Here is a 13,804-nt window from a genome sequence, read left to right on the forward strand (position 1 = left end):
TCAGTCCTTCACGAACAGTTTGCGCGGAACGCTTGCCAGACACTCCGGGGCGCCGTCGCGAATGACGATGCTCTCGGTGATCTCGAACCCCCAGTCCTCCATCCAGAGCCCCGTCATGAAGTGAAAGGTCATGTTCTCCTCAAGGACCGATCTGTCGCCGCTCCTGAGCGACATGGTGCGCTCGCCCCAATCGGGAGGGTAGGACAGGCCGATGGGATATCCGGTCCGATTGTCCTTGATGATGCCGTGTTTCTTGAGAACCGCGAAAAAGGCGAGCGCGATATCCTCGCAGAGATTGCCTGCCCTTGCCGCGTCAAGACCTGCCTCCATGCCTTCCAGAACGGCCTTTTCCGCATCCAGGAAGGTCTGCGTTGGCTTGCCGAGAAACAGCGTTCTGGAAAGCGGGCAATGGTAACGGCGATAGGCGCCCGCCACCTCGAAAAACGTCCCCTCGCCCGATTTCATGGGCTTGTCGTCCCAGGTGAGATGGGGGGCTGCCGCATCGCTTCCAGACGGCAGCAGGGGTACGATCGCCGGATAGTCGCCGCCTGCGCCGAGCTCCGCGTCGTAGCGCAATCCGGCGTCGTAGATATCCGCCACGAGATCGCATTTGCGCAGGCCCGGCTCCGCCTTTTCAACAATGCGGGCGTGGATCTTCTCGACCAGCTTTCCCGCCGTGCGCATGTAGGCAAGTTCCTGATCTGACTTGACCGCCCGCTGCCAGTTCACGAGGGCGGTCACATCGTGGAAGCGGGCGTTCGGCAATCCTTTCTGCAGTGCGGCGAAACTGGCGGCGCTGAACCAGTAATTGTCCATTTCGACGCCGATGCGCAGCGATCCCGCGCCGCGCTCTTCGATGCGCGCGGCCAGGTAATCCATCGGATGGCGTTCGGTCGATTGCACGTAGTGATCGGGATAACCGATGATGTTGTCCGGGTTCATGAAACAGGTTCGCAGCGCACCTTGTGCGTCCTGGCCGCGCCCGAACCAGACGGGATCGCTATCCAGCCCGAGCAGGACCGCCTGGTGAACATAGAAGGACCAGCCGTCATACCCGGTCAGCCAGGCCATGTTGGAAGGGTCGGAGACGATCATGAATTCGACCCCGGCTGTTTCCATCGCGCTGCGCGTTTTGGCAATCCTGCGTTCGTATTCGTCCCTGGTGAAATGCAGCGTCGGTTCGATCATGCGGGTGGTCCGGTAAGGCGTTAGGCGTTAGGCGTTGAAATTCGTTCCTGAACCCGAGGCCTCCGCGCGCTCACGCGCAAAGGTCGCAATGGCCGTATCTTGGATACCGGTCCCGGTCAGGTCGCAGATGGTGATCTGTTGCGCATTTCCGCGCCCCCTGGCCGTGCCCGCAACGATGTCGCCGAGTTCGTCATATTGCCGGCCGGAGGGGACAGCCCCCGCCGAAATGGCGTGGTGCAGTTCGCCCAGTATCTCGGTTTGCGACTGTCTGTCGGGCACGTAGAGATCGGCAACCGCGAGACAGGCCGGTTCCAGCTCCAGCTTGTTCTCCTGATCCGAACCCATCGCCGTCACATGATGCCCGGCACGTAGCCAGTCCGCCTTGATCAGCGGCTCCGCACTCGGTGTCGTGGTGACAATGACATCGGCTTCCCGGACCGCCTGTTCAAGGTGTTGTGTCGCCGTGACGCCGATACCAAGCGTATCGCTCATTTCTGCCGCAGCTGCCTGCGCTTTCGAAACGTCCCTTGCCCAGAAAGAGGCTCTCTCGATGGGCCGGACCAGGCAAAGGGCCTGAAGCTGAAGTTTTGCCTGTGCGCCCGCCCCGACGATGCAGGCCGTTCTGGCAGTTTCGGGTGCCAGGTGCTTTGCGGCCACGGCTCCCGCCGCCGCGGTGCGAATGTCCGTTAGATACCCATTGTCCAGGAGCAATGCTTCGACAAAACCGGTGCGTGCTGAAAACAGGACCATCAGGCCCGACGCGCTTGGCAGACCCTGTTTCGGATTGTCGAAAAATCCCGACGCCATCTTGATCGCATAGCTGTCAATGCCCGGCACATAGGCGGTCTTGACGTCCACTTCACCGTGAAACGCGGGGATCAGCATGGAGAGGATCGGCGGCATCTCGACGCCGCCGGCCGCCAGAAGCGAAAAGGCGCGCTCGACACATTCGACAGCGTCGATATCCAGCTTCACGATTTCACGGAGATCCGCCTCTGCAAGTATCTTGATCGCGGGCAATCCTCAATGCTCCCCTTCATGCATCAGATCCACGGTTTCGCCGCAGATGATGCGCCTGTGCATGGTCATGTCGATGTTGCAACCGGTCAGCAGCGCGACGGCCGGGCCTGACAGGTTAACCTTCTCTGCCAGAATGGCGGCAAGGCAGACCGCGCCCGAGCCTTCTACGACCTGCTGTTCCTGCCAATAGGCATGCCGGATGCCCTCGGCGATTTCCGCCTCGCTCAGCAGCACGATCTGATCGACGAGATCGCGGGTCATGCGGAAGGTGTACCGGTTGTCGAGACCGATGCCGCCGCCAAGCGAATCCGCCAGTGTCGGCAGCTCCGGCACCTGGACAGGGTGCCCCGCGTCCAGCGAGGCGGCCATCGCCGCGCCGCGTTCCATGGAGACACCGATAATCCGCACGTCCGGATTCAAAGCCTTTATGGCAGCGGCCACCCCGGAGATGAGCCCGCCGCCGGACAGGGGCACGAGCACCGTGCCGACCTCCGGGACATCCTCAAGAATTTCCAGCCCGACCGTCCCCTGACCGGCGATGATGTCCGCGTGATCAAACGGAGGTACCAGTGTCATCCCTTCTTCAGCGACCAGGCGGTCGACCTCCACCTGGGCTTCGTCCTGGGAAACGCCGACGATGCGCACCTCCGCGCCGAGTGCCCTGATACCCTCGACCTTGTTTTGCGGCACAAGGCGGGACATGCAGATGATGCACCTGATGCCGGCCTCCCTGGCCGCATGGGCGAGCCCGCGGCCGTGGTTGCCTGTGGAAACGCCAACAACGCCGTTGCTGCGGGACGTTTCATCGAGCGCCAGAACCGCATTGGCGGCGCCGCGCAGTTTGAAACTCCCGGTCTTTTGCAGATGTTCAAGTTTCAGATGCACGGAGGTCCCGCAAAGCGTTGTCAGGGATGGCGAGGGAACAACCGGCGTGCGCAGGACAGTGCCGGCAATGCGCTGTCTTGCCTTGATGAAAGTGTCCGCGGCGAGCGGGGAGGAATGCAGGTTCATGCAGCGACTCGGATTATCCGCTTGGCGGAGCAAGGTCGCGGACGTATCCGAAACCGATCCGGCGATGATGGGAAAGAACATCGAGCCAGGTCAAGAGCCTGATTGACATCGAATGCGACAGGCGCTCCCGAACGCGGTTGCGAACTGCGGACAGGCTACATCTGGTTCGGCAGGAACAGAACCAGGGCAGGCAGCGACAACAGAAGCAGAAGACGGATGATGTCCACCATCCAGAACGGCGTAACGCCCCTGAAGATCGTCGCTGTCGGCACGTCCCGCACCACCGCCCTCAAGACGAAGACATTCAAACCGACAGGCGGCGTGATCAGGCTGATTTCGGTGACAACCACCACGATGATCCCGAACCAGATCGGATCGTAGCCAAGCCCGGTCACGATCGGAAAGAAGATCGGGACTGTCAGGAGCAACATGGACAGGCTCTCAAAGACGCAGCCGAGCGCGATGTAGATCAGGAGGATGATGCACATGACCACCCAGGGCGGCAGGTCATAGGCCGTCACCAGATTGCTGAGCGCGGCCGGAAGTCCGGCGACATTGACGAAATTGGAAAAAATCCACGCACCGATCAGCACCGCAAACAGTCCGGCCGTCGTCATGGCGGTCTCGCGCAGAGCGTCGAACGTGTCGGACAGCGACAGGCGCCGGCGGGCAATGGCAATCAGGAAGGCCCCCATCGCGCCCATTCCGGCCGCTTCGGTCGGCGAAAAACTCAGGTTGAGCGGCGGAACATCAAACACGCCGTAGAGACCGCCAATCACCAGGAAGAACAGCAGAAGAACCGCCCAGACGTCCTTCAGCGCGGCCAGTCTTTCCGCAACGCTCGCACGCGGTCCGGCTGGACCGGCCTCAGGGTCGCGCCAGACCGTGAACTTGACGGCCACCAGATAGAGCACGATCCCGATCAGGCCGGGAATGACCCCGGCGACGAAGAGCTTGCCGATGGAGGTTTCGGTCAGGAGCCCGTAAATCACGAGTATGACGGAAGGCGGGATCAGGATACCGAGCGTTCCGCCGGCGGCGATCGAGGCGGTCGACAGCTTGTCGCTGTAGTTGAAGCGGCGCATCTCGGGCATCGCGACCTTCGACATGGTCGCGGCCGTGGCAAGCGATGATCCCGATATGGCGGCGAAGCCGCCGCAGGCGACGATGGTCGCCATGGCGAGGCCACCGCGCAGATGACCCAGAAACGCGTTCGAAGCGGCATAGAGTTCCCTGCTGATGCCGGCCTTGTTCACGAACAGGCCCATCAGGATGAAAAGGGGAACAACGGACAGCCCGTAGTCCTGGCTGGTATCGATGATCAGGCGTGCCGCCATGGAAATCGATGCCCGGTAGCTGGTCTCGAGCATGAAGCCGACCATGCCGACAAAACCCATGGCAAACGCGATCGGAATGCGCAGCATGACCAGAACGAGCACTGCTGCAAACCCGAGAAGACCTTCAAGCATCCGATCCGCCCATCAGTTTCGGTGCAAACAGATAGCCGAGACCCCGGACGATCAGGACCACGGCCGTGATCGCGGTAACGGCAGCGATGAACCAGCCGACAAAATGGAGCGGCAGCCGCAGATATTCCATGACATCGCCGTAGGACCTGCTGCGCTCTGCAAGGACATATACGCGCTCGGCCGGCCAGATCAGGATGATGCCGCAAAAGAGGTTGGTGAAGGCGTCGCGCCAGCGCGTCAGATGGTTGCGTTTGAAAACGCCATCGAGCAGATCAACACTGATGTGCCCCCCCTGCGCGGAGACCACCGGAAGCACGGAAAAGACCGTGATTGCCATCAGGAGACGCGTCATGTCCGCGGCCACTTCTATCGGTGCGTTCAAGACGGAGCGCAGCACGACATCGCAAAATGTCATGACCATCAGGACAAAAAGCGCGAGCGCGGCAAGCAGGGCCGGCAGCCTCGCTGCAAGCTTCATGAAATGCGACACGTGTGTTTCCTTGGAAAGCCGGCGGTCCGGAAGGTCCGGACCACCTGGTGCGGTCAGTTGCCCGCCATTTCCTTCTTGACCATTTCATAGGCCGCCTCGGCGTCGAGACCGGCTTCCGTCAGTTCCGCCAGCACCTTGGCCTTGACCTCGGCAGCGATTTTCTCGAAGGCGGCAACGTCGTCTTCGCTCGCGGCCGTGATCTTGGTGCCTTCCGCGCCTTTCGTTGACTCATAGGCGATCTTGTCGGACTTGTCCCATGCAGCGCCCGCCATGCGGCTGGCCGGCTCACCGAAGACGTTTTCGTCGAGCGCTTTCTGAACTTCCTCGGGCAGGCTGTCGAACTTCTCCTGGCTCATGATGATCGCGAAGGAGCCGCGGTAGAGGCCGCCGGGCATGTCGTAAAGGTTCTTGGCAACCTCGTTCAACTTGAAGCCGACACGCTCGCCGACATTCATGGCGACCGCGTCGGCCGCGCCGGAATCAAGCGTTTCATAAACCTTGGGTGCGGGCACGTTGATGCCGATCAGGCCCAGAGCCGCTCCGACATCGCCGGCAACGCCGCCACCGATACGGGTTTTCAGACCGTCCATGTCGGCAAGGCTTGCAACGTCCTTGCTCGAGTGGATCTGCCCCGGACCATGCGTGTTGAGGGAGATAACCTTCACGCCCCGGTGCTCATCGAGCTTGTCCAGATGTTCCTCATGCACGCGCCAGTAGGCAACCGAGGCTGCCTCGGCACTGCCCTCGTATCCCGGTAGTTCGATCAGTTTCGTCGCGACGAAGCGGCCGGGCTGGTAGCCATGAAAGATGATGGCAATGTCAGCCGCACCATCGAGGATGAGATCCATCTGTGCAGGGGGCGGTGCAAGACCGAAAACAAGCTCGCCGGAAACTTCGCCTTCCGTCGACTTTTCCATCATGTCGACGAGGCCTGCAAAGATTTCGGTGTTGATGCCGTGCGTTGGCGGCAGCCAGCTGGAAATTTTCAGTACGGTTTCAGCCGAAAGCGCCGAAACGCTCAGGCAGAGCGAAACGGCCGTGGCACCTGCAATCCTGATAAGCGACTTCATTTTTCTCTCCCTCGGAATGTGTCTCAAAAGGGCAATTCCTCCGCGCCCGAGACCGACCTTCAAATTTTCCCTTCAACTCGTCTGCTTGTCAAGAAATATGAAACTGCATATATTTCCTGGGGCGAGCGAAGGCTCATATTCCGCTTCAGCAATGCACCATCGCGCGCCGAGCTCTCCATGTAAGCGCATGACAACACGCTCTTTTCTCAGAGTTTCACCGGACTTGATCCTGTCCGGTCGGACGTGGAACTCCCGAAAGGTGCCTCCATCGACTGCTTGCCCGTATTATTGACCGACCGGACGATAAATGCAAACACAAATGTCACGAATGCCGAAATCCGATGCATCGGGAAACCGATCCATTGTATAGGTGGCACTTGAACGAGGGAGGATTGCATTGGAAATACCGTTCAAAACCAAACGCATGCTCAATTTCGGCGACTGCGACATTTCCGGGACCGCCTATTTTCCGTCCTATCTGAACATCCTCAACGGTGTGAACGAGGAGTTCTGGCTGGAACTTGGCTACCCCTGGCACAAGATCATCTGGGAAGAGCGGTGGGGCACACCCACGGTCCATATCTCCAGCGACTTTTCCAGCCCGTCCTTCTTCGGAGAAGAACTCGAGTTCGAGGTCACGGTGCAGCGCGTCGGCCGGTCGTCGGTCACCATTCATCACGAAATCAGCTGCAAGGGTCAGAAACGCTGGTCGAGCACGCAGGTTCTGGCGGCCAGCAATCTGGACGAACATACGTCCATCCCCTGGCCGGATGATGTGAAGGCAGCATTGCTGGCATGTATCCCGCCGACCGACTGAAGCCCGGCGGGCTCAGGGCAGAAGCTGGATATTGCCGAAGGCCGCGTCACTGTTCAGGATGTCGACCCGCTTGTTCGCGATCCTGATCGCGCCATCCACGACGGCAAGTTCGTGGATCGCGGTCAGGGCCAGAAGGAACTGCTCGTCGAGCCTGGTCTCGACATAGTGCATCGAGGTGTTCGTCACGATGCGGTCTTCGCGCATCTCGTCGATGAAGGGGCGCTGAATGACGTGATGACACCGGCTCTTGGGTTTCTGGCTGAAGGTCCTGGCTCCGTTCAGCCGCTCGACCCGCAGCCGCAGCATGAACATGTCCTCATAGAGCAGGGACGTGACCAGGTGCGGGTCCGTCTGCTTGTAGTCAAGCGGCATCCAGTAATGGCCGTCTTCAAGCCAGAGCGACAGCCATTCATCGTAGCGGCCCTCGTCGAGCATGCGCGCCTCGTCATAGATGAAGTCGATGACCTGTTCCCTGGTGACCGGCATCACGCGTCCTCCATCGAGACTGTCATGAATTTCACCCAGGCATCGAACTGGTTGCGCATCTGGCGCTCGGTGGTGCCGTTCTCAACCGCCTCTTGATCAAACTCCTCGTCGCCGGTCCTCAGCCGCTGGACATTGACCCACTCCATGCCATTCGACATCAGGCCTTCCTGCGCCCGTTCATACATTTCCAGATCGTCATGGCCGACAATGGATGTCGGTGCGTTGATCATGCGATTGTACATGGCCGTACGCGCCAGCAACTGATCCGGCGCGCCGACAAGGCGGTAGATGTAGCTTTCCACGAGGGTCTTGTCCGGCCCGAGCGGAATGAAATTCCGGAGCTGCTGGATCGGTCCCTTGATCATGATGTTCGGAAAATAGACGGTGTTGTGCCGGTTCTCGTCCAGGATCGCCTTGGCGCGCTCCTCGCCATAGGTCTCGCACAGGGACTCGAAATAGCCCGGTATCGCCGAGTAGTCGGAGTGAATGGAATGGTGGACGCCGGTATGCCCGTGGCCGTTCGGCCAAGTGCGTATGCCCATCTTTTCAAAGAATTCGTAGGGCGACATGAAGGGGGCGATGATTTCCATCGCGGGCGGCCGCGGCTCCGGGTTGCCCATTTCCTTCCAGATGTTGACCGCCGTGCCGGCCGAACTTTCATGGGCAACCATCGGATGGCAGGTGTCCGTCTGGTTTTCGACCAGCATTTTCCAGTTGCACTTGTGCATGTAGCGCAAGGGCGGTCCGGCAATTTCAAGACGCCCCTCCGGAGACCGGTCGACCATGTTGTCGATCGATGACAGGCTGCCTCCGAAATAGTCTTCAAATCCGATGCCTTCGGGCGCGAGCCTTGCGAACACGAAGCCGCGATAGTTGCGCACCGCCCCGACCGGGGTCATGCCTTTCGCGCTTTCACTGTCCTCAAAGCCGGTATCCTCGTAGCCTTTCTTCAGCGGGATCGCGAGCAGGCAACCGTTCGTCTTGAAGGACCAGGCATGATACGGACAGCGGAAGAACTTGCCCGTGTTGCCTTCCCGATCGATGGCGATTTTCGTGCCCTTGTGCGGACACCGGTTGAACAGCACATAGATCTCGCCGTCCGAATGACGGACCTGGATGACGGGTTGATCGCCGATCTGGGTGGTGAAGTAGTCTCCCTTTTTCGGAGTCTGACTTTCGTGTCCGACAAATACCCAGGTGTTCGCGAAGAGATGCGTCATCTCCAGTCGGTAGACCTCAGGGCTGGTATAAACGTCCCGGTGCACCTGCGGTCCGGTAAAAAGGGCGGTTATCTCGCTGGCTGTCCGCATGCTGGCTCCTCCTCCGGTCTGTGACCCTGAACGTGAATGGCAACTAAAGATCGAGCACCAGGCGGGCTGACTTCGCCCGGCTGACACAAATCTGCATGACCTTGCCGGACGCCTTTTCAGCATCGGACAGGACGACATCGCGGTGATCGGGCTCGCCGCTGATCACGTCTGTCTGGCAAATGCCGCAATCGCCGCGCTGGCAATCATACATGACGTCGAGACCGGCATCCTCGAGCGCCTCGATGATTGTCTGGCCCGGAGCGACGGTCACGACCTGACCGGTCTCGTGAACCTCCACCTCGAACGCCGCATCACCGTCCTGAGGCTCGGGAGAACTGAAGAGTTCGACATGGACCGCGCTGTCCGGAATTCCCGCCTCCGACGCCGCGCTCCGCGCCGCGTCAATCATGCCCTTGGGGCCGCAGATATAAACATGCGTTCCGGGCGGCTGCCCGCGCATAAGCGCGGAAAGATCGACCGGCTCCACATCGTCGAAATAGAGTTTGACGGCCTCCCCGAAGGCTGCCGTCAAGCTGTCGGCAAAACCCATTCCGGACGCGGTGCGGGCCGCGTAGTGCAATTGAAAAGCCCGGCCGCCTGCATGAAGACGGGTCGCCATGGATATCAGCGGTGTAATGCCGATGCCGCCCGCCAGAAGGAGCGAGAAGCCGGGATCATCCACAAGCGGAAAGTCGTTCCCGGGGCCGGTTGCCGTCACGGTTTGTCCCGGGGCCAGGCCGTGCATTGCCCTGGAACCGCCCTGCCCATCGTCCTCGCGCTGGACGGCGACGTCGAAGGTGTCAGACGCTTGCGGCCAGTCAATCAGGGAATAGGACCGGATACCGGCCGGTCCGAGATCGAAATCGACATGGGCGCCGGGTTCGTAGGCCGGCAGTGCCGAACCGTCTGCTGCCGCGAACCTGAAAACGGAGATCCGATCCGTCTCCCTTTCCACGCTTTGAAGAACAAGTTTCACCGGCGTCTCCTCTCGTCAATAAATATGAAATTTCATATAATTTGAGTCAAGCCTCTTTTTTTCCGAAATGTTCCGGGCTAAACGAAAACAGTTTCGCAGATAAATCAACGCGGCAGACAAAACCTCATCCCGAGGAGGACCAGAATGGTCCGTCTCGAAGGATGGGCCACAAATGCCGAATGTTTGGCCTATCCTTCGAGACGCTGCTGACGCAGCTCCTCAGGATGAGGGCGGTGGTCAAAGCCCGGCAAGCTGGACCAACAAACTGATGCAACTCTTGGGGATTGCCGGTTGGCACAACAGCCTTGAACACATGCGCTCACGTCGGGGACAATCATTGGCACAGGCACCGGGAAAATTCGTTTCTTCTTACCTGCTCTATCTTCTTGCTGCCTCGAGCGAGGCCGCCAGTCATCAATTCCATGCGCGGGTGCGCGAAATGGGTCTGCGCGTGCCGGAATGGCGCGTCCTTGCCTGTCTCTTCGATCAGGACGGACTGATGATCACCCAGCTGGCACGCTTTTCACTCATGGAGCAGTCGCGCATGACGCGCATCGTTGACCAGATGGAAAAGCGCGGTCTCGTTGCCAGAAAAAGCGACGAGGGTGACGGACGGCGTGTGCGGGTGTACCTGACTGCTGACGGCCAGTCGTTGAGCGCAGACCTGGTCGAAGAAGCGCAGGATCACGAAACGAGACTTCTGTCAGCGCTCAGCCCGGCCGATGCGGAGCGGATCAAGCCGTCACTGGTCCGCCTTCTGGAAGCCCTGGACTCGTCCCTGATTTCGAACGAATAAACAGGAGACACCTCAGACCGGATCAGGCGTCGACGGTGGCACCGAGGCAGTGCCGCTTCTCAAGGAAGGACCAGATGGACCGGGTGACACGGTTCGAATGCGGTTTGTGCCGGAACAGCCTTATTTCCAGGGGAACTTCCCAATCCGGTGCGCCGGTCTGCACGAGAATGCCCGCTTTCATGTCAGGCGCGACAAGGCTTCTCGGCAGCCAGGCCACGCCCATGCCGTCACGCGCGCGGATACGAAGAGCCCCGGCCATGGAGTTCTCGTAAACGATCCGAAGCCGGTCGCCCAATCCCTCGCTGTTGAACAAGGATTCCAGATGGCGCGCGATCGGCGCGTCTTCACCGAACCTCAAAAACGGCATCTCGATCCCGTCCGCGCTGAAACTGAAAAGAGGCGTGCCGTCGGATTGCGGCTTGGAGACGGGGATCAGGCTGTCGTAACCGATGGTGAGCGCGTTGGCGTCTTCAACCTTGCCGCGCGCAAGCTCCGCCGCTGGACCGTTATAGCGAACGTGCCGGCTCTCATAAGCGATCACGAAATCAACGTCGCCATTCTTGAGATCCCGCATGCAATTGGGCAGATCGTCCGCTCTCAGGCGTGAAAGAATAGGGCCGAAACTTTCTTCAAAACCCTGCAGCCATGCCGGATAGAAGCGCCAGCCGATTGAATGCTGCGCGCCGAAGGTCACGACATATTTGTCCGGCAACGATTGCGCTTCGAGGATCTGGCTGCGCTCCTGCTCGATCCTGTCCAGGGCCTGCTGCCCTGCCTCCAGCATCTGCAGACCGGCAGCCGTGAGGCGGACCGGTTGCCGCGACCGGTCAACGAGCGTCACGCCGATCCAGCTCTCCAGCGACCTGATCCGGCGGCTGAAAGCGGACTGACTGAGATTGCTGAGGTCCGCGGCCTGGGAAAAGTTGCCTGTCTTGTGCAGACGGGAGAGATCCCGGAACAGATAGATATCCATGAGAACGCAACATATTGCAAAATTTGCATAATGTCATGCAAACATACTATTGGATTTGCGTCTGAATTTGCCTCAATTTTGAGCTTGAGGAAAATCTAAGCAGAGCCATAACATGTCCGTCGAAAAACTCATGCCGAACGCAACAAAGCGGATCGAATTCAACCGGTTCCCGAGAGTGGATTTGTGTCATCAGCCAACGCCAATTGAAGAGATGCCGCGTCTTGGCGCGTATCTGGGCGGACCGAAACTCTATATCAAGCGCGATGACTGCACGGGACTTGCGACGGGCGGCAACAAGACGCGCAAGCTCGAGTTCCTGATGGGAGAAGCGCTGCGCGAGGGCGCCGACATGATTGTCACCCAGGGTGCCGTCCAATCAAATCATGTGCGCCAGTCCGCGGCAGCCGCCTGCAAGCTGGGAATGAAATGCCATGTTCTGCTTGAAAGACGTGTGCCTGACCGGGACGAAAGCTACGAGAAGACCGGCAATGTCTTCCTTGACAAGCTGTTCGGAACGACATTCGAGTTCCGGCCAAACGGGCTCGACATGAATGCCGAGGCGCTGGAGGTCACGGAAAGTCTGCGCAACGCCGGGCACAAGCCCTATTTCATTCCCGGAGGCGGCTCAAACGCGACCGGCGCGCTCGGCTATGCAAACTGCGCGCAGGAGGTTGTCGACCAGTCGGTCCAGAGCGGCCTCCACTTCCAGTGGCTGGTCATGGGAACAGGAAGTTCCGGCACCCAGGCCGGGCTCGTCGCGGGTTTCCACATTCTGGAGTATGATCTGCCCGTGATGGGGATCAGCGTGCGCCAGCCGAAGGAACGGCAGACCGGTGCCGTTCTTGCCACGACACAGAAAACGCTGGCGCATCTGGGAGGACCTGAGATCGCACCGGACAAAATCCTGGTCGATGACGGTTATGTCGGCGAAGGCTACGGTATCCCGGCTCCTTCCACACTTGAAGCAATACGGTTGACGGCGCGTCAGGAAGGCATTCTTCTTGATCCTGTCTATTCGGCAAAGGGCATGGCCGGTCTGATCGGTCTTGTCCGCAGCGGTTTTTTCAAACCGGAGGACAATGTCCTGTTTTTGCATACGGGCGGATCGACGTCCCTGTTTGCCTATGAAGATCAGATTTCCGAGGACCTGGCGTAAGCGAAACCATCAAAACCCAAAAAAACAGGTCACCGGCACCATCCACCAGAGGAGTGAATCATGAAATCAAGTCTTAAGTGTCTTACTGTCGCAACCGCGATGAGCGTCTTTGCAGTGCCGGCCTTCGCGGCCGAAGAAGTGAAGATCGGCGTTCCGTCCTGGACCGGCGCACAGGCGATTGCCCACCTTTTGGCCGCTGTTGTCGAAATGCGGATTGGCGGCAAGGCGGAAATGGTTCCGGGTAACAATGCAACGATTTTCCAGGCCATGGACCAGGGCAAGGGCGACATTGACGTCCATCCCGACGTCTGGCTGCCGAACCAGGAGAGCTTTACCAAGAAGTATGTCGACGGTGCCGGCACCGTGACGCTGTCGTCCAATCCTTACGAAGGCAACCAGGGTTTCTGCGTCTCCAAGGATTTCGGCGAAGCCAACAACATCACCGATATCGCCGATCTCGGCCGTCCTGATGTTGCCGAAAAGATGGACAGCGACGGAAACGGCAAAGGTGAAATGTGGATCGGTGCACCCGGCTGGGCGTCGGCAAACGTCAACGAAGTCAAGGTGCGCGACTATGGCCTGATGGATTTCATCGAGCCGGTCCGCGCCGAGGAAAGCGTCAAGACCGCACGCGTCAAGGACAGTATCGCAAAGGGCGAGGGCTATGCCTTCTACTGCTACAAGCCGCATGCGATCTGGTACATGTTCGACGTCGAGATGCTGAGCGAGCCGACATATGACCCGGCAAAATACGTCATGGTCCAGCCGTCCGATGATGCCGACTGGTTCGAAAAATCGAATGTCGAAACCAAGGACGCGTTGAAGAAGGTTCAGATCGCCTGGTCCAATTCCCTTGCGGATCGTTCCCCGGCCATCGCCGAGTTCTTTTCCAAGTTCTCGCTGACCGCCGATGACGTCAGCGGTTTCGCCTTCGAGATCAGCGGGAACGGCAAGGATCCGGCAGACGTTGCACGCGAGTGGGTTGAAGCAAACCCGGATCGCGTCGATGCCTGGCTCGGGCTCTGATCGTCAGAGACTGCAA

The 13,804-nt window shown here is 59.5% G+C and carries 14 protein-coding genes; 4 read left to right on the forward strand and 10 right to left on the reverse strand.

Features of this window, described 5'->3' with window-relative positions; genetic code table 11:
• From doeA to RBB49_RS24255, 6 genes are all read right to left on the reverse strand, one after another.
• On the reverse strand, positions 1-1,188 hold the full coding sequence (gene doeA, locus RBB49_RS24230; RefSeq protein WP_306145490.1) for an ectoine hydrolase DoeA: 1,188 nt from the start codon (positions 1,186-1,188) through the stop codon (positions 1-3).
• A gap of 27 nt (positions 1,189-1,215) precedes the next feature.
• Positions 1,216-2,208: a cyclodeaminase gene (locus RBB49_RS24235; protein ID WP_306145491.1), complete on the reverse strand. Its 993-nt coding sequence runs from the start codon at positions 2,206-2,208 to the stop codon at positions 1,216-1,218.
• A gap of 3 nt (positions 2,209-2,211) precedes the next feature.
• Positions 2,212-3,219, reverse strand: a complete 1,008-nt coding sequence (gene eutB, locus RBB49_RS24240; RefSeq protein WP_306145492.1) for a hydroxyectoine utilization dehydratase EutB — start codon at positions 3,217-3,219, stop codon at positions 2,212-2,214.
• Between the two features lie 155 nt (positions 3,220-3,374).
• Positions 3,375-4,688 carry a TRAP transporter large permease gene (locus tag RBB49_RS24245; protein WP_306145493.1) on the reverse strand — a complete coding sequence of 438 codons (1,314 nt, stop codon included), beginning with the start codon at positions 4,686-4,688 and terminating at the stop codon, positions 3,375-3,377.
• A complete protein-coding gene (locus RBB49_RS24250; RefSeq protein ID WP_306145494.1) occupies positions 4,681-5,178 on the reverse strand; it encodes a TRAP transporter small permease in 498 nt (165 codons plus the stop codon). Before RBB49_RS24250 ends, RBB49_RS24245 begins: the two co-directional genes overlap by 8 nt.
• 53 nt (positions 5,179-5,231) lie before the next feature.
• The gene (locus tag RBB49_RS24255) at positions 5,232-6,248 is read right to left on the reverse strand and encodes a TRAP transporter substrate-binding protein (RefSeq protein ID WP_306145495.1); all 1,017 of its coding nucleotides are present in this window, start codon (positions 6,246-6,248) and stop codon (positions 5,232-5,234) included.
• Between the two features lie 397 nt (positions 6,249-6,645).
• Here RBB49_RS24255 and RBB49_RS24260 point away from each other — a divergent pair, with 397 nt between their 5' ends.
• The gene (locus tag RBB49_RS24260) at positions 6,646-7,065 is read left to right on the forward strand and encodes a thioesterase family protein (protein WP_336623438.1); all 420 of its coding nucleotides are present in this window, start codon (positions 6,646-6,648) and stop codon (positions 7,063-7,065) included.
• A gap of 12 nt (positions 7,066-7,077) precedes the next feature.
• Here the strand turns inward: RBB49_RS24260 and RBB49_RS24265 are convergent, their stop codons facing one another.
• From RBB49_RS24265 to RBB49_RS24275, 3 genes are read right to left on the reverse strand one after another with little or no spacing between them, the layout of a single operon-like run.
• Positions 7,078-7,551 (reverse strand): aromatic-ring-hydroxylating dioxygenase subunit beta, encoded by a 474-nt coding sequence (locus RBB49_RS24265; protein WP_306145496.1) that lies wholly within the window; start codon positions 7,549-7,551, stop codon positions 7,078-7,080.
• Positions 7,551-8,861 (reverse strand): aromatic ring-hydroxylating dioxygenase subunit alpha, encoded by a 1,311-nt coding sequence (locus tag RBB49_RS24270; RefSeq protein WP_306145497.1) that lies wholly within the window; start codon positions 8,859-8,861, stop codon positions 7,551-7,553. The genes RBB49_RS24265 and RBB49_RS24270 overlap by 1 nt, the downstream gene beginning before the upstream one ends.
• A gap of 43 nt (positions 8,862-8,904) precedes the next feature.
• Positions 8,905-9,837 (reverse strand): PDR/VanB family oxidoreductase, encoded by a 933-nt coding sequence (locus tag RBB49_RS24275; RefSeq protein ID WP_306145498.1) that lies wholly within the window; start codon positions 9,835-9,837, stop codon positions 8,905-8,907.
• A gap of 172 nt (positions 9,838-10,009) precedes the next feature.
• Between RBB49_RS24275 and RBB49_RS24280 the strand changes: the two genes are divergently transcribed.
• On the forward strand, positions 10,010-10,633 hold the full coding sequence (locus tag RBB49_RS24280; RefSeq protein ID WP_306145499.1) for a MarR family winged helix-turn-helix transcriptional regulator: 624 nt from the start codon (positions 10,010-10,012) through the stop codon (positions 10,631-10,633).
• Between the two features lie 22 nt (positions 10,634-10,655).
• Here the strand turns inward: RBB49_RS24280 and RBB49_RS24285 are convergent, their stop codons facing one another.
• Complete coding sequence (locus RBB49_RS24285) at positions 10,656-11,606, reverse strand: LysR family transcriptional regulator (protein WP_306145500.1); 951 nt, start codon at positions 11,604-11,606, stop codon at positions 10,656-10,658.
• 112 nt (positions 11,607-11,718) lie between these two features.
• Here RBB49_RS24285 and RBB49_RS24290 point away from each other — a divergent pair, with 112 nt between their 5' ends.
• Both RBB49_RS24290 and RBB49_RS24295 read left to right on the forward strand, forming a co-directional pair.
• Positions 11,719-12,762 carry a D-cysteine desulfhydrase gene (locus RBB49_RS24290; RefSeq protein ID WP_306145501.1) on the forward strand — a complete coding sequence of 348 codons (1,044 nt, stop codon included), beginning with the start codon at positions 11,719-11,721 and terminating at the stop codon, positions 12,760-12,762.
• 60 nt (positions 12,763-12,822) lie between these two features.
• Complete coding sequence (locus RBB49_RS24295) at positions 12,823-13,788, forward strand: glycine betaine ABC transporter substrate-binding protein (RefSeq protein ID WP_306145502.1); 966 nt, start codon at positions 12,823-12,825, stop codon at positions 13,786-13,788.
• Positions 13,789-13,804: the final 16 nt, after the last annotated feature.

The organism is Roseibium sp. MMSF_3412 (genome assembly GCF_030733265.1).
Lineage (GTDB): Bacteria > Pseudomonadota > Alphaproteobacteria > Rhizobiales > Stappiaceae > Roseibium.

What these genes read in the sequence shown, in the direction of transcription:
- doeA (WP_306145490.1), bottom strand. Translation starts at nt 1,188, where the DNA reads ATGATCGAACCGACGCTGCATTTCACCAGGGACGAATACGAACGCAGG.
- eutB (WP_306145492.1), bottom strand. Translation starts at nt 3,219, where the DNA reads ATGAACCTGCATTCCTCCCCGCTCGCCGCGGACACTTTCATCAAGGCA.
- RBB49_RS24245 (WP_306145493.1), bottom strand. Translation starts at nt 4,688, where the DNA reads ATGCTTGAAGGTCTTCTCGGGTTTGCAGCAGTGCTCGTTCTGGTCATG.
- RBB49_RS24255 (WP_306145495.1), bottom strand. Translation starts at nt 6,248, where the DNA reads ATGAAGTCGCTTATCAGGATTGCAGGTGCCACGGCCGTTTCGCTCTGC.
- RBB49_RS24265 (WP_306145496.1), bottom strand. Translation starts at nt 7,551, where the DNA reads ATGCCGGTCACCAGGGAACAGGTCATCGACTTCATCTATGACGAGGCG.
- RBB49_RS24270 (WP_306145497.1), bottom strand. Translation starts at nt 8,861, where the DNA reads ATGCGGACAGCCAGCGAGATAACCGCCCTTTTTACCGGACCGCAGGTG.
- RBB49_RS24280 (WP_306145499.1), top strand. Translation starts at nt 10,010, where the DNA reads ATGCCGAATGTTTGGCCTATCCTTCGAGACGCTGCTGACGCAGCTCCT.
- RBB49_RS24285 (WP_306145500.1), bottom strand. Translation starts at nt 11,606, where the DNA reads ATGGATATCTATCTGTTCCGGGATCTCTCCCGTCTGCACAAGACAGGC.
- RBB49_RS24290 (WP_306145501.1), top strand. Translation starts at nt 11,719, where the DNA reads ATGTCCGTCGAAAAACTCATGCCGAACGCAACAAAGCGGATCGAATTC.
- RBB49_RS24295 (WP_306145502.1), top strand. Translation starts at nt 12,823, where the DNA reads ATGAAATCAAGTCTTAAGTGTCTTACTGTCGCAACCGCGATGAGCGTC.